Here is a 20,825-nt window from a genome sequence, read left to right as displayed (position 1 = left end):
CGAACCGTATCCGAATTCACTCCCGATTATAGGCGTCGTGATCGACCGAGTAGTAGTAGAGATCGCCTTTGAACACGCCTGTCGCGCCTTGTTCGTACAGATACATCGTCTCTCGATGGGTCTGTTCTGGACTCTGTTTGGCCATCAATCCCCAGCAGGAATACGCGTTGACCTCTGTCGTATTGACGTGGGGATGATCGAGCCAATCGATATGGAAGCCGGGACTGTACGCGCCACATTCGAGTCCGATCAACGCTCGGAACCGATCCGGATACCAGTCATCCAGCTCCAACGTAATGTTGCCACCCATACTTGAGCCCATATAGATCAGGTCCTCAAGATCGAGCGCATCAGCGATACTGACGATCGTCGCGGCAAACTGTTCGACATCCAATTCGTAGTCTTCGTCCCACCAGTCGTTACTGGTTGGTGGAACGAATTTCCCGTGGAAGGGTAGATCGTATGCAATCACCCGAAACTTGTCAGTAATATCGTCATTTGCGAGGAGATGCCGCCATTCTTGATTATTACAGCCAGCCGTATGCTGACAGAGGAGTGGAATCCCATCGTCTGGTCCGCTTTCTTCGACATAAATTCGATAATCAATTCTATCGACATCGACGTGAACGTACTTGCCGGTGATCGGCCCGACCGTCCCTGGTTCAGTTTCCAGGTCGCTGTTGGCCGTTCTTTGTAGTGTTCCCACCTCGTTTTTGAACCGAGTTCTGTGTCTGCCATTGCGGACTCCCAGTACTGGAAACCAGTACGGAACAATCCACCCCATATAGTGCCGTCTAAATTGATAGAAAGAAGACAACCTGTGGGACAGGAGTTATTAGTGATAAGTAACTATGAGTATTTGTCTTACGAATTTAGATAATCTGGGAGATAACCATACTATTTTTAAACCACTCATCCGTACAGCACTAAGAAGCAATGCCAACCGCAATCGCTACTACAGAGATCGACAAGCATAACGGTCTTTCGAGGACCGATTTTGTAAAGAGACGACCGCACATAACCTTAGCGAGCGTTCAGAAGTGGGAATTTGACGTCCTGTACAGGAGAACAAGAGGACACAAGGAGTAGGTGTTTATTTATGGACTTATTGGATGAATCTATCGTACCGGAGCGAGCTCGTGACGTGAAACAAGAAGCACAAGATTTCGCTCAACAGCACATCGCCCCCAATGCAGAGGAGTATTACAGAACAGGAGAGTATCCCTGGGAAATCCTGGAAGCGGGTCAGGAAGCGGAACTCGTCGCGCAAGATATTACCGAGGATTACGGCGGTCGCGGATTCGATATTGCGGAAATGCTCGCACTCGTAGAGGAGTTCTTCCGGGCTGACCCCGGCATTGGGCTCACATTACGACTAGCAAGTTTCGGTAGTCAACTCGTTGAGAGACATGGAACCGAGAAACAGCACGAAGAATTCTTGCGTCCAGTTGCGGAAGGCAAACAGATCACTGGACTCGCAGTTTCAGAGCCTGAGACGGGAAGTGACCTCGCAGGAATGACTACTCGTGCCGAAAAGGACGGCGATGAGTGGGTGTTGAATGGCGAGAAATACTGGGTTGGCAATGCCGTTGAGGCTGACTGGCTCACGGTCTATGCAAAGACGGACGACTCTGATCATCGCTACTCAAACTATTCGTTGTTTATCGTCCCGACCGATACGGATGGCTACGAGGCAGAGCATATCCCGGAAAAGATGGCATTCCGCGCGAGCAAACAGGGACATATCACCTTTGACAACTGTAGAATCCCTAGCCAAAATCTCGTTGGGACGGAAAACGAAGGCTTCTACAAGCTTGTAGAATTCTTTAATGATGAACGAGTCGTCGTCGGGGGTCACGGACTCGGGATGGCAGCGGCCGCCATCGAGGAGACGTGGGAGTTCGTCCACGATCGTGAAGCGTTCGGAAAGAATGTGAGTGATTTCCAAGCTGTGCAACACGATCTTGCGGATATGCGAATCGACTTTGAAAGCGCTAGAGCAGTAAACTGGCGAGCAGCCAATAAGGCATTGCGGGGAGAGGATACCAGCTTATGGGGCGCAATTGTAAAAACCAAATCGACAGAGACAGCCGTAACATGTGCCGAGCGTGGAATGCAACTGCATGGTGGCCGATCAATATTAACTGATCGTCGGATCGCTCGTATTTATCGAGATTGTCGGATTCCAGTTATCTATGAAGGCGCAAATGAGATTCAACGTAATTTAGTTTATAGTCAACAATTAAACCGTCAGAAACAATTGTAACTCAGCCAAACGAATCGCTGTACTGCTTGTCAGGATAGTTACCATCTGAGGAGAGTTCTCTTGAGGGGAATGGTGAGACAACTACTGATGTAATCCCACTGGAGAGCGATCATCGTGTCGAATACAGTTACTTCTCTGATTCAAGCACGAACTTCTGGACTTTCCCGGTAGTCGTTCGCGGAAGTTCATTAGTAAACTCGACTTCACGGGGATGCTTGTACTCCGCGAGATTCTCAAGACAGTATTTTTTGATTTTCTCGGGCGTTACTTCGTCATTGGATTGAGGAACGACAAACGCCTTGACCGTCTCGCCGCGACGATCATCCTCGATACCGACGACAGCAGCATCGGCTACTCCTTCATGTTCGAACAGCAGTTCCTCAATTTCACGGGGATATACATTATATCCTCCGGTGACGATCATGTGTTTCTCTCGATCTACAATGTAAAAGAAGCCGTCTTCGTCCCGGTATCCGAGATCACCAGTATGAAACCAACGTCTGGTTTGTTCCTCTGTGAATACTTCCTCGTTCGCATCATCGAGGTTGTGATATCCCCTCATGACATTCGGGCCATGTATCACTAGCTCTCCAACAACATTCTCCAGATTAGTCTCATCGTTTACCGGTCCCCTTTCAACTGGTGGTAATTCCTCAAAATTTCCATTGACGATCTTTGATTCGACACCTGGAAGTGGCTTCCCAATACTTCCGATTCGACGATCATCAAGACGGTTAGCGTGAGTAACTGGTGACGTTTCCGTTAAGCCATATCCCTCTAACAACGATGGTTCGAATAGCTCTTCGAATCGCTGTATCACCTCTCGAGGGAGGCTACTGCCGCCTGCATTGGCAAATCGGACTGTTTCGAGACTGTAGTCCTTAGCAGCAGCATAGTTTACCAGATCGTTGTACATCGTAGGAACGGCATGCATCAGCGTAATTCCCTCGTCTGAAATGAGATCGAGCGTCTCTTGTGCACTCCATTCCGACAGCAAATGATAGCTCCCCCCACCGTAGAGCGTCGCTAGCATTGTAACAGTCATACCATAGATGTGAAATAGGGGTAGCACACCGAGCATTTTATCCGTCTTGGCAATTCCATCGTGGATCTGCGGAGAGACACGGGCCTCAAACTCGAGATTGGAGTGCGTTAGGAGGACACCCTTTGATCTCCCAGTTGTTCCAGATGTGTATGGCTGAACGGCAATCTCATTGTCCGCCCGATCGATGACATCCAGCGTATCGTCCGCAAGAAATGTCTCAAACTCGATGGCGTCTTTAGTGGTGGGTCCAACTGAGACGATCGTTTCGATGTTCGTCTCATCTTGGACTTCGGTAACCTGTCCGATGAGTTCTGAAAGTCCGACGACAGCCTTTGCCCCACTATCAGCGAGTAGGTGCTCAATCTCTCGGCTCTTGTATTGTGGATTCATTGGGACGACAACTCCTCCAGCACAGAGTATACCGTGAAATGCGGTCACGTACTCCGGAATATTTGGGAGATAGACCCCGATCCGATCCCCTGGGTTAATACCTGCATCCGAGAGTGCGTACGCGAACTTCTTTGTCCGTTCCCATAACTCCTCATAGCTGATCTTCCGATTCTCGAATCCGATTGCTGTCGCTTCAGGACTTGCTTCGACTGTTTCCTCAATCGTGGTGAGAAGGTTTGTCACGCCCAAAAATAGATGACGGTACTATCTAAAGGTTATTCATAGCATTTTTATACGTTTTGAGAAATTCATTCGAATGCGGAGATACCGGTGAAATCCTGACCAAGAATCAGTGTGTGGATGTCGTGGGTCCCCTCGTAGGTGTAGACCGTCTCCATGTTCGCCATGTGACGAATCGGTGAGTATTCAGCGGTGATCCCGTTACCGCCGAGCATCTCGCGAGCGATCCGCGATTGGTCGCGCGCCATCTCGACGTTGTTGCGCTTGGCCATCGAGACATGCTGGGGACGCAGCTCGCCGCGCTCCTTGAGCTCGGCCAACCGATGGACCAGCAGCTGACTCGTCGTGATCTGGGTCGCCATTTCGGCGAGTTTCTCCTGTTGGAGCTGGAACCCGCCAATGGGCTTGCCGAACTGTTCGCGATCAGTCGCGTACGTACGAGCCTCCTCAAAGCAGTCCCGAGCCGCCCCGACTGCACCCCATGCGATGCCGTAGCGCGCCTGCGTGAGACACGACAGCGGTCCTTTCATGCCCGACACACCGGGCAACACGTTCTCCTTGGGGATCCGAACGCCGTCCATCGTGAACTCCCCCGAACTGGAGGCCCGAAGCGAAAGCTTCCCGTCTATCGTGTCGATATCGAGGCCGTCGCGATCGGTTTCGACCAGAAAGCCCCGCACCGGCTCGCCCTCGCTCGACGTATCGCGCGCCCAGACGACCAGCACGTCCGCGATGGGCGAGTTCGTACACCAGCGCTTCTCGCCGTTCAGCACGAACTCCTCACCATCGCGCTCGGCTTGAGTCTCCATACTCCCTGCGTCCGAGCCGTGCTCAGGTTCGGTTAAGGCGAATCCACCAATGGCGTCCCCTTTACCCATTGAGGGGAGCCACCGCTTTTTCTGCTCTTCGCTGCCGAAGGCGTAAATGGGATACATGACGAGTGCCCCCTGAACGCTGGCCATTGATCGGACACCGGAATCGCCGGCTTCGAGTTCTTGCATCAACAAGCCATAGGCGGTCTCGCTCACGTTCGAGAGGCCATACCCCTCGAGGTTTGGTGCGTAGAAACCGAGATCCCCCAGTCGGGAAATGAGTTCCGTAGGGAATGTCCCTTCGAGATAATGATCTGCGATGATCGGCCGAACTTCTTCCTCAACGAATTTTCTAGCTTCATCTCGAACCGTCCGCTCTTCTTGACTCAGATCTTGTTCAAGCTCAACGAAATCTATCATACATAGCCATGATTAACATAGGTAATAAATATTGTGTTAAAGAGATTAATTGGTAGCAACAGAGTAGATATAGCTGCCAAAATTAATAAGAGCACCGTCCCAGTAATCAAAGATTCAATATCGATACTTGGCATTGTTAGGAGAATTAGGCCAATAAACGCCTAGATCGGGCGTCCTTATCGGGTGAAACAGTAAGTAAATATTACAAGAATTAACAGACGGCAGAACAGTAGGTGAAAAGCGAACCAGTATTCATCTAAATAGAGCACACCAAAACAGTGGTAGGCGCATCCGATGGAACTAAGGTGAGAGTTATCGCAGAACATTCTATGGTTGTTAGTGATATAGATCGTGTCACCGTACTCGGCGCAGGTAATATGGGCCACGGAATCACGGAAGTGATTGCTATCGCTGGCTATGAAGTAATAATGCGCGACGTGGAGCGCCAGTTCATCGAAGACGGTTATGACTCAATTGAGTGGAGTCTTGAGAAACTCTTTGAGAAAGACATTATCGACGAAGCACCTGATAACGTTCTTAGCCGAATCGATATTGAGGTAGAACTTGAAACTGCAGTTGCGAACGCTGACCTTGTTATCGAAGCGGCACCCGAACAAATGGATTTGAAAAAAGAGATCTTTTCCGATCTCGATGCGTTCGCGCCCGAACATGCGATTCTCGCGTCGAACACCTCCTCGTTGTCGATTACTGAGATTGCATCTGCAACGAACCGTCCGGAGCAGGTCGTGGGAATGCACTTTTTCAATCCACCAGTGAAGATGGATTTGGTCGAGGTGATCTATGGATCTGAAACGACCGATGAAACCGCCAACACTGCATCCGAGTTCGTCGAGTCGATCGACAAAACGCCAATCTACGTTCGTAAGGACGTCAATGGGTTCGTCGTTAACTCTGTTTTGGGGCCGTTCGGTGACGAAGCGGGATGGATGGTTAGCGAGGGACGCTACGAGATCCCTGAGATCGATGCCGCAATGGTTCATCAGCGGCACTACCCAATGGGACCGTTCGAACTAGGCGATCTCACCGGTATCGACGTTGGTTACCATATTCGGAAAGAAGCAGGTAAGCCAATCCCACCCATTCTTGAGGAAAAAGTCGAGGCCGAGGAACTCGGTCGGAAGACGGGCCGGGGCTACTATGACTACGAAACCGGCGATGGCCCCGACTACGAGTCTGGTCAAGGTGAGGGCGTCGATACACTACGTATCGAGGCCCGGATCATCAATGAAGCCGCGAAACTAATCGGAAACGATGTCGCCACCGCCGAAGCGATCGACACGGGGCTTCGCCTCGGTGCAGGCTTTCCCGAAGGACCCTGTAGACGGGCGGATAAGATTGGGCTTGATACCGTTCTCGAGAAGCTCGAGTCGTTGTATGAAGAGTACAGAGAGGAGCGCTACGAGCCAGCAGATCACCTCCGTCACCTCGTCGAGTCGGGACAGACTGGTGAGGACGCGGGCGCTGGCTTCTACGAGTACAGCGACGGCGCAAAACGCGATTACACGACCCTGAAGCACACCGTTGAAAGCGGGCTTCTCGAAATTAAACTCGACCGACCCGAACGGCTGAACGCGCTCAACGAGGATCTGATGAATGAGATCGTTCATCTGCTCGAGAACGTTAACCTCGATGAAGTATGGGCCGTTACCTTTGAGGGGGCGGGCGATCGGGCATTCTGTGCCGGCGCAGATATCTCCGGTTTCTCGGGAGCCGCACCTCACGAGAAAGAAGTGACACAGATGTTCACTACAGTCGCGGAATTCCCGAGACCGGTACTTGCAAAGATTGACGGCTACTGCCTTGGTGGTGGCCTTGAACTCGCGCTCGCATGTGATCTCCGGATCGCGACCGAGGCCGCTGAGTTTGGCTTTCCTGAGATCAACCTAGGCCTGTTGCCCGGTGGTGGCGGCACACAGCGAGTGATTCGCATGTTGAGCGAAGCCCGCGCAAAGGAACTCGTCTTCCGGGGTAACCGAATAGATGCTGAGACCGCTGAGCTATGGGGGTTGATCAACCGCGCCGTTCCAAGAGCGAAATTCGAAGAGACAGTTGAGGCGTTTATCGACGATCTCGTTACCGGGCCCCCAATAGCGCTGCGAAAGGCAAAGCAGGTGATGAACAAAGGACGTGACCAAGACCTCGATGCTGGATTAGAAATGGAAGCGCAGGCGTTCGGTTTGTTGCTTGGAACCGAGGACACATCGGAAGGTACTGCAGCGTTCGCTGAGGATCGAGATCCTAAGTTCCGAGGAGAATAATATGTCGAGCAACACTCTTGATGGGTTACAATCGTTCACCGAACGACATGACTATCACTCATGGCTTGATCTTCAGCTCGACAACGTTGACCATGGGAAGGTTCAGATATCCATCCCGGCGAACGAGAACCTTCATAATCCTGGTCGGAACGGGTTGATCCATGGCGGGATTGCAGCAACCCTGATTGACACTGCGAGCGGCTTCGCGCTTCGAACGACCTTCGAGGACCCCGTAACGGCGCGCCTCGCAACAACGGATCTCAATGTTTCGTATCTGCGCCCAGCAACTGGTACTCTAATCGCCGAGGCGAAGGTGCTCCGCGCGGGCGAAACGACGGGCGTCACTGATGTCTCTGTCAAAAGCACGGATGAGGACGAGTCGGTCGCGGCGGGACGCACGACCTACTGACTGTTTCGAGATTCATGAGTCTGTTTACCGAGAGTAAGGTAGGAGAGTTCTCCCAAACGAAGGGACGGACACTCACGGAGACCGATCTCATGAACTTTGCAGGCATTAGCGGCGACTTCAACTATCTCCATACCGACGCAAAGCGGATGGAAGAATCCGAGTTTGGCGAGCGGATCGTTCATGGTGCGCTCGTATTCAGTGTAATGACGGGACTTCTCTGGCAGTCCCGGAGTGAAGAGGATCAAGATGCGGTCGTCGCCTTCTACGGTATCGACCGGCTGCGATTCGTGAAACCGGTGTTCTTAGGCGACACTATCCATGTCGAGAGCGAAGTTATCGAAACAGAGCAACGGGAGCATCCTGTCGCTAATGGCTTAATACGATATGATCTACAAGTCAAAAACCAGCACGAAGATGTCGTACTTGCCTGCGAGTTTCTCTCGCTCGTTACGTAAAGATTCGAGTCATTCTCTGTGTTTCGAGAGGTCGTTTAGCAGTTCAGGATCGGTCTGGAACTTCAATACGTTGTGAATTACGGAGTTGCGAATATTGTCAATTATATTGCCATGTTCTTTATAGAACTCATGAATCCATCGTGATTCGGCCTCACGGTATGGAAACATCATCACTGACTTCCATTGATACTCACCGTCAGACAGGAAGTAAAAGAGCGTATGTTGATCATCGCGGATGTATTCCATCGCATCTCGCCAACTGTCCTCGAAATTTTCAGGATTGAATTTGAACTCGAATAACCCAAATATGAAGTACTCTTCATTAGGTACGATCGCTTCGCGAAAGACACCTTGCTGGCGCATCTTCCGGATTGACTCGCTGACAGTGACGTGCGAGACGTCAATATCATACTCCTGATCAAGTATCTTGGTCAGTTTACGCGAGGAGATCTGTGGATTCTTCGAGAGTTCGCGAAGAATAACGACATCGCGATCCTTGAATTCCCAATTCGGTGGGGCGTCAGTGGACATAGATCCTGATTTCATCTGATCGATTGTGTCGGTTTCGACTCAGAGCAACTGGTCTCCAATGATGTTCTTTCGAGTTTCGCTGGTCTCATCGTAGATTTTCGTGCTGATAGATTCTACTATTGTTGAACATCTAGCTACGTATAGACTCCATTGATCAGGTTACTCCTGCAGCATCCGCCCTTCTTGATTATGTAACAGGAGACTTTGAGCGCTATGAACCCACTGTCGTTGTCTCTCTAGTCACTTGGAGGAGGCGAATTTCTGTAAGTACGGCTGAGTTTAGCTCACATCCCAAGAGTTATTAACAATGAGGAAGGATACCAAGAGAACGTTAACAATGGTAACTAAAGAAAGGGTCCGAATTCGAGAACAGAAGGGAGAGAGCACTCGCGAACGAATTGGACGACGAAGATTTTTAGGAGCAATGGGTGTAGGGGCGGTCGGACTTGCAGGCTGTATCGGCGATAGTGAACCCGAACAAATAGATGATGGCAATGAATCCTCAGAGGGCACGTTGCGGATGCGGACCGCCACATCAACGACAGCTGCCTATGCAGGCAATCAAGGAATCGCGGCAGCTGTCAACGAAAACACGGACACAATTTTCGTTGAGGCACAGACTAGCCCCGGTACTGAGGCAAACATTGGGGCGTTACAAAGCGGCGAGGCCGAGATGGTTTATATCCAGAACTGGTCCGCTGCCGACGTCTTAGAGGGCGTTGAGCCGTTCAATAACCTTGATTTCACGATGAATCAGGTCTTTCACTACTATGACCTACCCTGGTTTTTCTGTACAGCAGATGAAGGGCTGGAGTCACTCGCTAACATCGAATCTGACACAACAATCTCGCCGACCCCTCGAGGGTCGGGGACCGCGTCCGCCCTTGAGCATGCACTCGAGTATGCGGCGGAGGACTACGAACGTGTCAGCCAGACCTACGGGGAACAAGCTAGTGCAATGAATGAGGATCGTCTTGATATTGGCGTTGGGACCGCCTTGAACTTCGAGATCATCCCTGGCTGGCTCCAGGAAATGATGGGCACTGTCGACCTTCGAATACTTGAGGTTCCCAACGACGTAGTTGAGGCCTGGGAAAACGACGACCGTTTAATCGCAGAATCATTCCCTGGATCTGTCGTTGAGAATGCCGCCTTTGCTCCAGAGGAGGTGTGGAGCATTGCGTTTTCGTACAACTTCGTGAGTCGAAACGATTTAGACTACGACGCAGTCTACGAGTTCCTCAACGTACTGTACGAGAATCGCGATGGGCTGGCGGAATATCATGCGCTATTATCCCAACTTGAAGATGAATCGTTCTGGGTTCGAAGCCCATACGAAAATATCCCCTTCCACCCTGCAGCAGCCGACTTCTATGAAGAAATCGGAATCTGGAGCGAGGAGTTTGAACGCGGGGAGGGCTGAGACGATGGGGAACCAATCCAGCATACCAGGGTGGTTGGCCCCCCTCAACATCCTTCGAGCCTCTGTCTACCTCCTTGGCATTACCTTCACCCTATATACGATCTACTATGCCTATTCACTTTTTTTCATTCGTCTCCGTTACTCAAACCTCTTCGTTGGAATGGGGATCGCGCTGTTCTATCTGGATTACGTCCACAAACACTACGAAGCCAGCGATGAGAAAAACAATGTCGCTGACGATTCTACGGGTGGAAGTAGTAGTGTTTCTAATGTGATCGGAACACTCCGTTCAGTAGCCCACCGCATAGATCCACTGGTGGCAGTCGGACTCGCATTTCTTGCGCTCTGGTCAACCGCCTACGTCGAGCTTAACTTTAGCCGATTGTTCTACGACGCGCCGGTCGTAGGATACACGGAGACGGATCTGCTGATAGGGGTCGCGCTAATCGCGCTCGCAGTCGACGCGACCCGGCGAGCATTCGGGAACATTATTGCTACTGTCACCGTCGGAGCAATTCTCTACGCCCACACGCTGGTCGGTCCGAGGATGCCCGGTGTTCTCAGGCACACCGGAATGAGCTGGGAGCAGATCGCCCGTGACGGTGCGATCGGACTCACAGGCGTGTATCACGAAACGCTGATGGGTATTGGCGCGACTTGGGTCGCGATCTTCATCATGTTTGCAGGGATCGCGAAGGCCTATGGACTGATGGACTTCGTCCTCGAGGCTGGACGCGAGGTAGGATCAAGCCTTCGGACCGGAATCGTCCAAGTCGCTGTGATTGCAAGCATGATCATGGGTTCGATTACGGGTAGTGCCGCAGCGAACACCGCAACAACGGGCAGTTTTACCATCCCGATGCTCAAAGATCAGGGCGTTCGTGACGATTTCGCCGCTGCGATTGAGGGTGTCGCAAGCGCGGGCGGCCAGATGCTACCGCCTGTTATGGGCGTAGCGGCGTTTCTCATGGCGGATATCATTGGAGTTCCATATGTCGATATCATTCGTGCAGGATTGATACCGGCCGCGTTGTTTTACTTCAGCGTTGGAATTGGAATCCATTTTGCAGTGTTAAAATTTGGATGGACGACTGAGCGACTAACCGAATTTGAGCCACGAATCTTGTTACAGGGGATCCATTTCACGATCCCGCTTGGAGTACTGCTGTATACACTTGTCATTCTTCGGTTCACTCCATTGAGCGCCGGTATGTACACTATTTTCACTATTATGCTAGTCGTCCCGGTTCGAAATGTTCTCGTTGACGGCGCCTCTAACGAGACGATAGCTCGAACGGTCAAACAAACCGTCGACGGCCTCTATCAGGGCGGGGTTGAAATGGCTCCCCTTGTCGGTGTACTCGCAGCGATGGGTGTCATTATCGAACTGCTTACGCAAACAGGGCTCGCCCAGCGAGTAAGTACACTAATCGTTGGCCTCGGTGGTGGTTCGTTATTAGTTGTCCTTTTACTCGCCATGCTTGCCAGCATTCTCTTTGGGCTCGGGATGCCGACGCCTGCAGCGTACATCCTTGTCGTGATTCTAGTCGCGCCGGGCGTCAACGCAATGAACGTCCCGGAAATCACCACTCATATGTTCGTTTTCTACTTTGCCATGTTGTCCGCTATTACCCCACCGGTAGCGATATCTGTTGCTGTCGGCTCGCGAATTGCAGAAACGAGCTTTACACGATCCTGTCTACAGGCCCTTCGAATCGGTGCACCTGGTTTCGTCATTCCTTTTGCGTTCGTTACTAACAATAGCCTCATCTACTGGTCGCTACCGATGACATTGGTAACGTTCCCACTTGTGCTCACGGGAACGATTGCGCTGACTGCCGCGACCGTTGGCTACGACGGTTCGAGACGACTAGGATACCGACACCGGGGGTTATACATTGTTCTCGCGTGTGGTGCGATGTTCGGACCAGCGATCCATATCGCAGTGCAGGCAACAGCAGCAGCAGCTATTCTCGTATTACTGCTGCTCTCAAACATTAAAAGCATCTCACAACTACCGATCCCCATCAAGAATTAATCGATTATGACCTATACAGGTGCAGAGTGTTTCGTCGATACGTACCCGGCGGTATCACGCGCATGACGACGACGTTCTGCCAGTGGGCGTGGCCAACCTTCACCTTGCTCCCGGGCTCGCACAGGGACTAGGTAACCTCTACGCTGCACGGATGGCGGGCGCACCCATAATCGTCACCGCTGGTAACCATAGCACCGATTTCCGCCACGAAGAACCCATCCTGTCGGGCGATCTCGTCGGGATAGCCAAAGAGTTCACCAAGTAGAGTGCCGAAGTGCTCGACGTGGAAGCGCTCCTCTCGATGGTCCGACGGGCCTTTCGAGCCGCGCTCACTCCACCGACTGCCCCGGTTTTCCTCGGCCTGCCGCTCGATACGATGATGGCCGAGACGAATGCTGAGCCTGAACGGCTAGGCGAGATTCCCACTGCTGGCCGGGGAGATCGGACACAGATCGAGCGAGCAACGCAGCTGCTTGTGGAGGCAGACGAACCAACGATGATCGTTGGCGACCACGTTGCTCGCGCGGGGCATGGTGCCGTCGAGTCGGCGGTGAGACTAGCCGAAACAACTGGTCTCCGCGTTCACGGCGAAATTCTCTCCTCAGAGGCAAACTTCCCCACGGAGCACGACCAGTGGGTGTCCCACATTCCGCCAGACCGAGAGCTAGCCGCGAGACTGATGGATGTCGATACATTGGTGTTCGTGGGTTGTTCGACTAATACGACCCTTATCCGACATGAGAACCCACTGGTTGATCGTGAGACAACCTGTATTTACCTCGGACCGGACGCCTGGGAGCTGGGGAAACACCAGCCTGCCGATGCCGCTGTGCTGGGCGATCCCGGTGAGATCATGACCGAACTGATCGAGCTCGTTGAGGAGCAACTGGATGAGAGGATTCGCGATACGCGGATCGAGCGTGTGGCTGAAGCCCGCACGTCGATCGCTTCGACTCGTAACTCGATTGGCACGGACGACACTGCGGACGACCCGCCTGCATCGAAGACCGAACTCGTCGATCAGCTCGAGGAAGCCGCTCCTGGGGCCTATATAGTCGACGAGGGCTTCACATCGAAGTATGCGCTGTTGAACCAGTGGCCGCTTGAAGCTGAAGGGATGATCTCGAACAAAGGTGGCGGACTAGGGTACGGATTGCCGGCGGCAGTGGGAGCGGCGGTCGCGGAGGGTCAGCGGGAGACATCTCGCGACGTACTGGGGTTTGTTGGCGACGGGTCGTATCTCTACTACCCACACGCGATCCATACGGCGGTGCGTTACGGTGTCGATCTGACGGTGGTAGTCGCGGATAACCGGAACTACCGCATTCTGAAGGACAATACCATCAAGCTGTTCGGCGGCAATGACGCAGACTACGACTACGTTGGTATGGATTTCGAGCCGCCGGTGAACATCCCGGCCAACGCTGAGAGCCATGGAGCCGAGGGGAAATCGGTCGAAACGCCTGAGGCATTGCTCCTACGATCGAAGACGCACTCGCGAGTAGTGGACCAACTGTTCTAGACGTACAAGTCCACGACTGAAGTACTCGGCTGTCGACTCATCGTGCTTGCCTCCTCAGACGAAATCTTTCGGTAGCGGGTGGGTCTCAAGGAGCTAAAGAACCCATACGGCTCCTCAACCCCCTACTTTTCCGACCGTGAGAACTCGATTGCTGCTCCCTGCCCGAACCCGACACACAGCGTTGCGAGCCCACGCTCGGCGTCGCGCTGGATCAGTTCGTGGACCAGCGTGACCGGCAACCGCGCGCCGCTGGCGCCCAGCGGGTGACCCAGCGCAATTGCCCCACCGTTGACGTTGAACTTCTCATCGGGGACGCCGAGCTGACGCTGGCTGTAGAGCGTTTGGCTCGCGAACGCCTCGTTGAGCTCGACGAGATCGTACTCATCGATTTCCCTTCCGGTTCGCTCAAGCAGTCCCTCGGTTGCGGGTACAGGCCCGACACCCATGATCGTCGGATCAACGCCTGCGACATTGTTCGAGCCGACCTCTGCGAGCACCTCTAGATCGTGATCCTCTGCAAACCCGCGACTTGTTACCAGCGTCGCTGCGGCGCCATCAGTGATCTGGGAGGCATTGCCAGGCGTGACGGTACCGTCATTCTTGAACACTGTTGGCAGCTCCGAAAGAGCCTCTATCGAAGTATCCCGGCGAATCCCCTCATCCTCGCTGACAGTACCATCCTCGGTCTTGATAGGAACAATTTGGTCGTCAAAGCGGCCAGAATCGGTTGCCTCGGCAGCGCGCTGGTGGCTCCGTAGTGAGTATTCGTCTTGTGATTCCCGTGAGACGACGAATTCTTCGGCCACATTTTCGGCGGTCATCCCCATCTCCAGATCGCCGACGTTGTACTGCTCTGCAAGCCGTGGGTGAAGATTCTGATAGGACTGGCCACCTTTTGGGACTCGACTCATCGACTCGACCCCGCCAGCGATGATCGCGTCACGTTGGCCGGCATGGATTGCATCAGAGGCAGAGATGATCGCCTGCATCGAAGAGGCACACCAGCGATTGATCGTCGTCGCGGGAGTTCCCTCACCGAGCTCTGAAAGTAGTGCAATGACACGCGCAACGTTATTGTCTTGTTCACCGCGTTGCTGAGCACAACCCCACATCAGATCATCAATATCTTCGCCGCTGAGTCCGGTTTCGGTGAGAATCTCGTTGATTAGCGGAATCGAGAGATCTTCGCTGCGGATATCGGCGAGTACACCGCCTTCTTTCCCTTGGGGCGTTCGGAGTGCTTGTACAATTACCGGAGTAGTATCTGATCGCATACTCCTCCATTCGATCTTTACGAACTTAAGTATAACTACGACTATTACTTCCTACGGTAGATAAAATAGACACAAGGGTTACAGAAGAAACAATAGCTGTGTCTGAAGGACTCGAGCTCTGACGAAATGCGTAGGAAATTACTGGCTTGCTGAGTGGTGTAACTGGGCGTTGTTTAGACGCGTAATTTCATCGGGTAGCGTCCTCGATGGCGCGTTCGATGTTTCGTACCGCGGATTTCATGACTAGTTCACGGAATTGACCGAACCAGGTTCGCGACCACAGCGTCTCATCGTATCGCTGGCGCAATCCGAAAAACACCGATTCGGCGTTCGAGCGCTGATTATACCCCGATCGTGAATGAGTAAATTCCTCGCCCAGCCGCGAAAGCCCGGGCCGCGCTGCGGAATCAGCGGTGTGACACCTTCAGCACGCAGCTTCGTGCGAAGCTGCTCCCAGTCGTATCCTTTATCCGCCGCTACAGCCGTCAACGCGTCGAGATTCCGCACTAACACCTGCCAGCCGATCTGTGTGTCGTGCGGTTGTTTCATCGAACAGTGTATATCTAGTATCGCATTCGTTTCACAATCGATAAGCACGTGGTCTTCACCGCCTCAAACGTGTAATCCGTCCGTTTCGCGTAGTGCTGGCTCGCTTGGATACGACCCACGCCGGTTGCATCGATTGCTTGTACATTTCCAAGTTCGTACAGTCCGACCGACGCGTCGAGGATCGCTCGCCACCGCTTCATCGGAATCGCTTGCTTTTGCGCACACACGGTCGAGTAGTGAGGTAATGTCTCAACCGTTAAACCGAGCGATTCCGCGACTCTCGGCATTTCTCGCAGCACATCCATCAGCTTCCTGTAATCGTGATTGAGATACTCTTTGAAGCCCTGAACCGCGAGAATCACTCAGTCGGCATACCCGTCTTTTCCGGGTCGGTATGCCGGCGCTGGCTCGCCAACGACGGCTTTTTTCGAGAGCGATACAAGCGTCTCTGCGAAGCGGGAGGTCTTGGTTTGCACACCCAATCCGTCCCGCTTTACCTCCTAGTAGATTTGGTACTTCTTTGGAGCTACTAGCGTTGCGATACTAGTTACACGTTCCTCAGGATGACCGATTCTACCCGTCTAAACAAGGCCGACCGTGTTCAATAGTGGTCTCTGTGAGAGGTGACTGTTACACAGGGCACTCAAATACAGTGTATTCTCTTCTCGGTACTACTGTTCTCGCGGTTGCATACCGAAAAGCCTTGAACTCGCTGATTCTGCGGATTTTCAACTATCTGTAGTATCATCACTGGGTCGTAAATATGTTAAATCTCCAGCCCTGTATCGGGGATTTCGGAGGTTCCCCCCCCCCATCTATCGATAGGGAAACGGGATACTACGTCCATCTCCGAGGAAACTATGGAGGGTAAAAGAAGTTTCCGGCTGCATTATTACCGGGCCAGACTCCACATGAAAGACAGTCGGAAAGCACCTCACGGTCGTAGTAGCGAAAATCATACCGCTGACAGTGATTTTCGACACGATCTGGCGGTTCCGTGTCCCATTCAGTAGCCTGCCAGACATTCAGACCACAGTTGTTGCTCTGCTGGTGAAGTTCGAGATGGACGATGTCAACCCCGTCAGAGTGATTTCGAACGGCTCGTTGCAACGTTTCTAGAAGCCGTTTTTGGTACACTCGCTCCAGAGCACCGGAGACCGTCTCATCGGTCGTTTCCATGGTCATAGAGGACTGTTTGATCGTTTCGTTCTTATCGTCGGTTTGGCGATTCATTCAAGACGCCCTGTCAGTCTTCCGTTGGAGGGTGATCCAAGCTGGCTTCATCGTACAAGTAGTGTTGATTAGTGTGACTGAGTTCTAAGCTAATAGTATCTATAGTTGGCATACCATGTCTAGTATCCATACGACAGGAATGAGTACGACTAGCAGGGATTGGTAGCGATACCAATGCCGATGTTCTTCCAGTAGCGGAAGGATCACCCTCTCAACTGGGAACGACTCCCATCTGACCGACCCACCACTTTCATCGGAAACTGGAAAACCACGAGACAGTTACTTCACCAACAATGTGCTTCACAAGAGCGGATCACACGTCTTTTCGCTCGGGAGCCGATTCCGCGCCCGGGAACTCAAATCGTTTCTTCAGAATCAACTACTGTACGTTCTGGAATCGTTGTTGGCGCCGGCCGTATGAAGACGTCGGCGTTGATGGTCAGTTCGATGTCGCCGCCGCGCTTGCGTAGGTCGTCGAGAACGGAGACGAGTTCGTCCTCAAAGTCGAGTGTGGTGAGTTGCTCGTCACCACCCATGTGGAGGTCGCTGATGAAGACGTACTCGGTGGCCATTCGGATCGTCGTTTCATGTACTACCAACAGCGACACGATAGTGGTTTCGCTGTTTCGGGCTCCAGCTCGTGATCCACACTGGTCTCTGGGTGCACGGTTAGCCGTGTACGTCCGTCGCCTCGTTCCCTCGACCGGTCGAGTGCTAAGTCCACTCAGCAAGCGCTTCAATCGAGCATGTAGAAACTGGACTCTGAGGACGACGTTCTCATAGAACTCGGTGCGGTCGCGTTCCTCCGCTCGGCCGATACATCGTACCATCACAGGCCACACACTGCCCGTTGATGGCTGTCAGGCAGCTGACTGAGCAGGGATCAACGAAGGTCCCCAGAAGGTCCGTCCTCAGTGAGCATCTCCGCGAGGTCCGCGCCGACCCCCCTGATAGCCTCGCGAGCCCGATCAACGTCGCGGAACGTGATGAACCCGTGAACCATGTCGTCGTAGTTCCGGTACCGGGTTGAAACACCGTCACGGACGAGTTGTTCAGCATACGCATTCCCGCCATCACGGAGCGGGTCGAATCCAGCTGTTATGACCGTCGCGGGGGTGACGCCGGAGACGTCACAGGCATTCGCCGGGTCGGCATACGGGTTCCGCCTGTGGATATCGTTCACGTAGTAACAGCGGTTGAACCACTCCATATCGTCCTCGCTAAGGACGATCCCTGTGTTCTCCTGAACGGAGTCCTGACGTTCCTCGACGCCGATAGCGGGATAGATGAGGGACTGATAAGTGATCTCGGGGCCATCGCGCTCGGCGGCGATAAGTGCCACAACGGCAGCGAGGGTTCCACCCGCCGAATCACCCGCAACCGCGATGGTACCGGTCCCGTTGACAGCATCCGGATTCGTGGCCGCCCACTCGGCGGCGGCGTACGCGTCTTCGACGGCCGCCGGAAAGGGGTGTTCGGGAGCAAGCCGGTAATCGACCGAAAGAACGCCACACCCACTCTCTCGTGTGAGGTGCCGACAGAGCCAGTCATGCGTGTCGATACTTCCGAGAACGAACCCGCCGCCGTGGAAGAAGACGACCGTGGGAACCGGTCCATCCGTATCCGGTAAGTAGAGACGCGCGTCGAGTTCCCCTTCCGGGCTGGGAATCCGTCGGTCGATGGTCGTGCCAACACGTGGCGGGTTTCGATTGCGGATCCACATCGCTGGTCGAGTAATAAGGCGGAGAAGCTTCACCCCGCGGCGACTGTGTGGGAGCGAAAGACGATCCTGTCGATCGACCGCCGCCTGCGCTTGGGGGTTAATTTCGTCTGCCTGCATATCATCATTTGAAGGAACGACGCCAAAAAAACTCCCCGAATCCGGCGACTGTCCTCTCCGCCCCCGGTGTGGAGGCCCTGTCAGTTCCTATTCGTGCGGGCGTACACTGCGTCGACTGCCCCCTGGTGGGTATCGGTCGTTCTGAAATCGTGGTTCACCGAGGACATGGACAAACAAAAGCCCTACATATTGACTGGTCAACAATTAGCGTGAAGCAGCACATCAAGCATCGAGAGTAGTGATTCGTCCTTACTGTCGAAATAGTAGTGTAGCATGGATAGATTTTGACCGAGATACTCACCGATATCTTTGAGTAACCCTCAGAAGTGCTCGCGATCGATCAGCGAGCCGTTATATATCAAGCCGGTCTGCAAGATCATCTGGAAGTCCGTCCTGAAGGTCGAATATGGCACGGACGTCCTCGTCGTTGAGTTCGAAGTCGAACACGTCGAAGTTCTCCCGGATATGTTCAGCCGAGGAGGACATCGGGATCGCCGAAACCATCGGCTGTTGAACCAGCCATCGGAGTGCGACCTGTGCTGCGCTTTTGTTGTACCGTTGCCCGATTGCTGTCAGCGTTTCGTCGTCACTGACGTCCCCAACTGCAAGCGGGCTGTAGGCGGTCAGCATAACGTTCTCATCGATACAGAACGCCAGAAGGTCAGCCTGGGACTTGTAGGGGTGGTACTTGACTTGGTTCGTCACGATCGGCGTCTCCGAGTACTTCATCGCCTCCGCGGTCTGTTGGACTGAAAAGTTGCTGACGCCGATGTGTCGGACACTGCCCTCCTCCTGGAGGTCGTTCATCGCCCGGATCGTCTCCTCGTGGTCGATCCCGTCGTTGGGCGAATGGATCAACAGTAGATCGACGTACTCCATCCCTAACCGTTCGAGGCTCGCTGCTGTGGAGTCGTGGACGGCCTCAGTATCGCGGTTCCCGGGCGCGAGTTTGGTGGTGACGAAGAGTTCCTCTCGGTCGAGATCAGTGTCCGCGATCGCGCTGCCAACCGCCTCCTCGCTCCCATACATCTGTGCGGTGTCGAGGTGTCGATACCCGATTTCCAAGGCCGTGGAGACGGCACGGTACTGCTCGTCATACCCGTTCATTCGGGCCGTTCCGAATCCAAGTGCCGGAACTTCGATTCCATCGACAGTGATGTACTCCATGTTCGAATGTAGCTCCGTCCAAGGGCAAAAGCAGCGGGCAAACGGCAATGGTGCCAGTACGGTCTGTAGTGCTCTGGCAGTGCAGTCGGTTGTTAATGCAGGAACCGTCTTCGGCTTTGTCCCGATGATCGCCCATCATCTAATCAAGCATACCCTCGATCTTCTCATTGCTGCTCTTGCCTTATATGCTGTCTACCGGAGCGGTCCTACTCAACCGCAGCAGGTATCCCGTTCCGAGTGATGAATGGGATACAGCAGCCCCGATAGGTAATCGTTCGTTTCTCACTGGTGTTTCGATATATGAACCAGAACCTATAGACTAGCGTGGGAGCGACCTTTCATTGCGATATGGAGCCACACTCACAACGGTCAGGCGAGCAGACTACTAGGACGACACCGACGAGACGCCGCGTCCTCAAAACCGGACTGGGAGCGATCGCAGCGGCTGGTACCGTGCCACTTATCAGTGGTACAGCGGCTGCCCACTTTCCCGATCAACTCGAAATCGATATCAGGCCGAATTGCGACATCAATAGACTCAACACGAAGAGTAATAGTGTTGTCCCGGTCGCTGTCCTACCGACAGAATTCACCAACGAAGATGGAGAGACCGAGCAGTTCGACCCGACGGAGAACGATGTACGCTATCGATTTGGTGCGCCCAGTGTAGTTGACGAGGGTGATGGCGCTCGGCCCGCCCACGACGGACATACACAGGACAACGACGAACACGAAGACACAGCGCTTGTACTCCATTTCCCGTTGGAAGAGACGGGCTTTGACAGCGATACAACCGAGGGAAAGCTCGTCTGGGAGCGTGATGAGTCCGGTGAGCACGGCTATTCCGGAACGGATACGGTAACGGTTACGAACGGGTAACGACTCCAAAGGGGAGTAAAATTGGACTAGACTGATCTAGTCGGTGAATAGTA

The 20,825-nt window shown here is 53.3% G+C and carries 16 protein-coding genes and 3 pseudogenes; 10 read left to right on the top strand and 9 right to left on the bottom strand.

Going from position 1 to position 20,825, the window contains the following annotated elements:
• Positions 1–16: 16 nt before the first annotated feature.
• Positions 17–706: an alpha/beta fold hydrolase gene (locus tag HACJB3_RS15610; protein ID WP_238532911.1), complete on the bottom strand. Its 690-nt coding sequence runs from the start codon at positions 704–706 to the stop codon at positions 17–19.
• Positions 707–1,099: 393 nt separating this feature from the next.
• Between HACJB3_RS15610 and HACJB3_RS15605 the strand changes: the two genes are divergently transcribed.
• The gene (locus HACJB3_RS15605) at positions 1,100–2,266 is read left to right on the top strand and encodes an acyl-CoA dehydrogenase family protein (RefSeq protein WP_008413804.1); all 1,167 of its coding nucleotides are present in this window, start codon (positions 1,100–1,102) and stop codon (positions 2,264–2,266) included.
• A 127-nt stretch (positions 2,267–2,393) separates the two neighbouring features.
• On the opposite strand, the gene HACJB3_RS15600 is transcribed toward HACJB3_RS15605, so the two are convergent.
• Both HACJB3_RS15600 and HACJB3_RS15595 read right to left on the bottom strand, forming a co-directional pair.
• Positions 2,394–3,944, bottom strand: coding sequence for a long-chain-fatty-acid--CoA ligase (locus tag HACJB3_RS15600; RefSeq protein ID WP_008413805.1), 1,551 nt, complete (start codon positions 3,942–3,944; stop codon positions 2,394–2,396).
• Positions 3,945–4,009: 65 nt separating this feature from the next.
• Positions 4,010–5,173 carry an acyl-CoA dehydrogenase family protein gene (locus HACJB3_RS15595; protein ID WP_008413806.1) on the bottom strand — a complete coding sequence of 388 codons (1,164 nt, stop codon included), beginning with the start codon at positions 5,171–5,173 and terminating at the stop codon, positions 4,010–4,012.
• 329 nt (positions 5,174–5,502) lie between these two features.
• On the opposite strand from HACJB3_RS15595, the gene HACJB3_RS15590 reads away from it, so the two are divergent.
• Genes HACJB3_RS15590 through HACJB3_RS15580 form a run of 3 tightly spaced genes read left to right on the top strand, consistent with a single transcriptional unit; the run spans position 5,503 to position 8,316 of the window.
• Positions 5,503–7,452 carry a 3-hydroxyacyl-CoA dehydrogenase/enoyl-CoA hydratase family protein gene (locus tag HACJB3_RS15590; RefSeq protein ID WP_049934639.1) on the top strand — a complete coding sequence of 650 codons (1,950 nt, stop codon included), beginning with the start codon at positions 5,503–5,505 and terminating at the stop codon, positions 7,450–7,452.
• A 1-nt stretch (position 7,453) separates the two neighbouring features.
• A complete protein-coding gene (locus tag HACJB3_RS15585; protein WP_008413811.1) occupies positions 7,454–7,861 on the top strand; it encodes a PaaI family thioesterase in 408 nt (135 codons plus the stop codon).
• A gap of 14 nt (positions 7,862–7,875) precedes the next feature.
• Complete coding sequence (locus HACJB3_RS15580; RefSeq protein ID WP_008413813.1) at positions 7,876–8,316, top strand: MaoC/PaaZ C-terminal domain-containing protein; 441 nt, start codon at positions 7,876–7,878, stop codon at positions 8,314–8,316.
• Positions 8,317–8,325: 9 nt separating this feature from the next.
• Here the strand turns inward: HACJB3_RS15580 and HACJB3_RS15575 are convergent, their stop codons facing one another.
• Positions 8,326–8,847, bottom strand: a complete 522-nt coding sequence (locus HACJB3_RS15575; protein WP_008413814.1) for an AsnC family transcriptional regulator — start codon at positions 8,845–8,847, stop codon at positions 8,326–8,328.
• Positions 8,848–9,271: 424 nt separating this feature from the next.
• On the opposite strand from HACJB3_RS15575, the gene HACJB3_RS15570 reads away from it, so the two are divergent.
• The 3 genes and pseudogenes from HACJB3_RS15570 to HACJB3_RS15560 form a co-directional block, all read left to right on the top strand.
• Positions 9,272–10,270 (top strand): TAXI family TRAP transporter solute-binding subunit, encoded by a 999-nt coding sequence (locus HACJB3_RS15570; protein WP_008413815.1) that lies wholly within the window; start codon positions 9,272–9,274, stop codon positions 10,268–10,270.
• Positions 10,271–10,274: 4 nt separating this feature from the next.
• A complete protein-coding gene (locus tag HACJB3_RS15565) occupies positions 10,275–12,308 on the top strand; it encodes a TRAP transporter permease (protein ID WP_238532910.1) in 2,034 nt (677 codons plus the stop codon).
• A gap of 40 nt (positions 12,309–12,348) precedes the next feature.
• Positions 12,349–13,850: pseudogene (locus HACJB3_RS15560) on the top strand (thiamine pyrophosphate-binding protein); the annotation flags it as partial.
• A 102-nt stretch (positions 13,851–13,952) separates the two neighbouring features.
• On the opposite strand, the gene HACJB3_RS15555 reads toward HACJB3_RS15560, so the two are convergent.
• The 3 genes and pseudogenes from HACJB3_RS15555 to HACJB3_RS15545 all read right to left on the bottom strand — a co-directional run bounded on the left by HACJB3_RS15555 (position 13,953) and on the right by HACJB3_RS15545 (position 17,458).
• Positions 13,953–15,104, bottom strand: a complete 1,152-nt coding sequence (locus HACJB3_RS15555) for a thiolase family protein (protein ID WP_008413817.1) — start codon at positions 15,102–15,104, stop codon at positions 13,953–13,955.
• Positions 15,105–15,291: 187 nt separating this feature from the next.
• Positions 15,292–16,129: pseudogene (locus HACJB3_RS18930) on the bottom strand (IS5 family transposase).
• Positions 16,130–17,242: 1,113 nt separating this feature from the next.
• Positions 17,243–17,458 carry a hypothetical protein gene (locus HACJB3_RS15545; protein ID WP_008413821.1) on the bottom strand — a complete coding sequence of 72 codons (216 nt, stop codon included), beginning with the start codon at positions 17,456–17,458 and terminating at the stop codon, positions 17,243–17,245.
• 216 nt (positions 17,459–17,674) lie between these two features.
• Between HACJB3_RS15545 and HACJB3_RS21325 the strand changes: the two are divergent.
• A pseudogene (locus HACJB3_RS21325) lies at positions 17,675–17,762 on the top strand (short chain dehydrogenase); the annotation flags it as partial.
• Between the two features lie 7 nt (positions 17,763–17,769).
• Here the strand turns inward: HACJB3_RS21325 and HACJB3_RS15540 are convergent.
• Together HACJB3_RS15540 and HACJB3_RS15535 are read right to left on the bottom strand one after the other, a co-directional pair.
• Positions 17,770–18,726 carry an alpha/beta hydrolase gene (locus HACJB3_RS15540; RefSeq protein ID WP_174264868.1) on the bottom strand — a complete coding sequence of 319 codons (957 nt, stop codon included), beginning with the start codon at positions 18,724–18,726 and terminating at the stop codon, positions 17,770–17,772.
• Between the two features lie 351 nt (positions 18,727–19,077).
• Entirely contained in the window at positions 19,078–19,893 is an 816-nt protein-coding gene (locus tag HACJB3_RS15535; RefSeq protein ID WP_008413823.1) for an aldo/keto reductase, read from the bottom strand.
• Here HACJB3_RS15535 and HACJB3_RS21345 point away from each other — a divergent pair.
• Positions 19,883–20,134: a DUF7471 family protein gene (locus tag HACJB3_RS21345; protein ID WP_449267224.1), complete on the top strand. Its 252-nt coding sequence runs from the start codon at positions 19,883–19,885 to the stop codon at positions 20,132–20,134. The genes HACJB3_RS15535 and HACJB3_RS21345 overlap by 11 nt on opposite strands.
• A 107-nt stretch (positions 20,135–20,241) precedes the next feature.
• Positions 20,242–20,772, top strand: a complete 531-nt coding sequence (locus tag HACJB3_RS20480) for a hypothetical protein (protein ID WP_174264867.1) — start codon at positions 20,242–20,244, stop codon at positions 20,770–20,772.
• The last annotated feature ends 53 nt before the right edge of the window (positions 20,773–20,825 follow it).

This window comes from Halalkalicoccus jeotgali B3 (assembly GCF_000196895.1).
Lineage (GTDB): Archaea > Halobacteriota > Halobacteria > Halobacteriales > Halalkalicoccaceae > Halalkalicoccus > Halalkalicoccus jeotgali.
This window is presented reverse-complemented; position numbering and strand designations above follow the sequence as displayed.

Bases quoted from the DNA above. Each gene is read 5' to 3' on its own strand.
- HACJB3_RS15605 (WP_008413804.1), top strand. From the start codon at position 1,100: ATGGACTTATTGGATGAATCTATCGTACCGGAGCGAGCTCGTGACGTG.
- HACJB3_RS15595 (WP_008413806.1), bottom strand. From the start codon at position 5,173: ATGATAGATTTCGTTGAGCTTGAACAAGATCTGAGTCAAGAAGAGCGG.
- HACJB3_RS15590 (WP_049934639.1), top strand. From the start codon at position 5,503: ATGGTTGTTAGTGATATAGATCGTGTCACCGTACTCGGCGCAGGTAAT.
- HACJB3_RS15585 (WP_008413811.1), top strand. From the start codon at position 7,454: ATGTCGAGCAACACTCTTGATGGGTTACAATCGTTCACCGAACGACAT.
- HACJB3_RS15580 (WP_008413813.1), top strand. From the start codon at position 7,876: ATGAGTCTGTTTACCGAGAGTAAGGTAGGAGAGTTCTCCCAAACGAAG.
- HACJB3_RS15575 (WP_008413814.1), bottom strand. From the start codon at position 8,847: ATGTCCACTGACGCCCCACCGAATTGGGAATTCAAGGATCGCGATGTC.
- HACJB3_RS15570 (WP_008413815.1), top strand. From the start codon at position 9,272: ATGGGTGTAGGGGCGGTCGGACTTGCAGGCTGTATCGGCGATAGTGAA.
- HACJB3_RS15565 (WP_238532910.1), top strand. From the start codon at position 10,275: ATGGGGAACCAATCCAGCATACCAGGGTGGTTGGCCCCCCTCAACATC.
- HACJB3_RS15555 (WP_008413817.1), bottom strand. From the start codon at position 15,104: ATGCGATCAGATACTACTCCGGTAATTGTACAAGCACTCCGAACGCCC.
- HACJB3_RS15545 (WP_008413821.1), bottom strand. From the start codon at position 17,458: ATGGCCACCGAGTACGTCTTCATCAGCGACCTCCACATGGGTGGTGAC.
- HACJB3_RS15540 (WP_174264868.1), bottom strand. From the start codon at position 18,726: ATGCAGGCAGACGAAATTAACCCCCAAGCGCAGGCGGCGGTCGATCGA.
- HACJB3_RS21345 (WP_449267224.1), top strand. From the start codon at position 19,883: ATGTACTCCATGTTCGAATGTAGCTCCGTCCAAGGGCAAAAGCAGCGG.
- HACJB3_RS15535 (WP_008413823.1), bottom strand. From the start codon at position 19,893: ATGGAGTACATCACTGTCGATGGAATCGAAGTTCCGGCACTTGGATTC.
- HACJB3_RS20480 (WP_174264867.1), top strand. From the start codon at position 20,242: ATGGAGCCACACTCACAACGGTCAGGCGAGCAGACTACTAGGACGACA.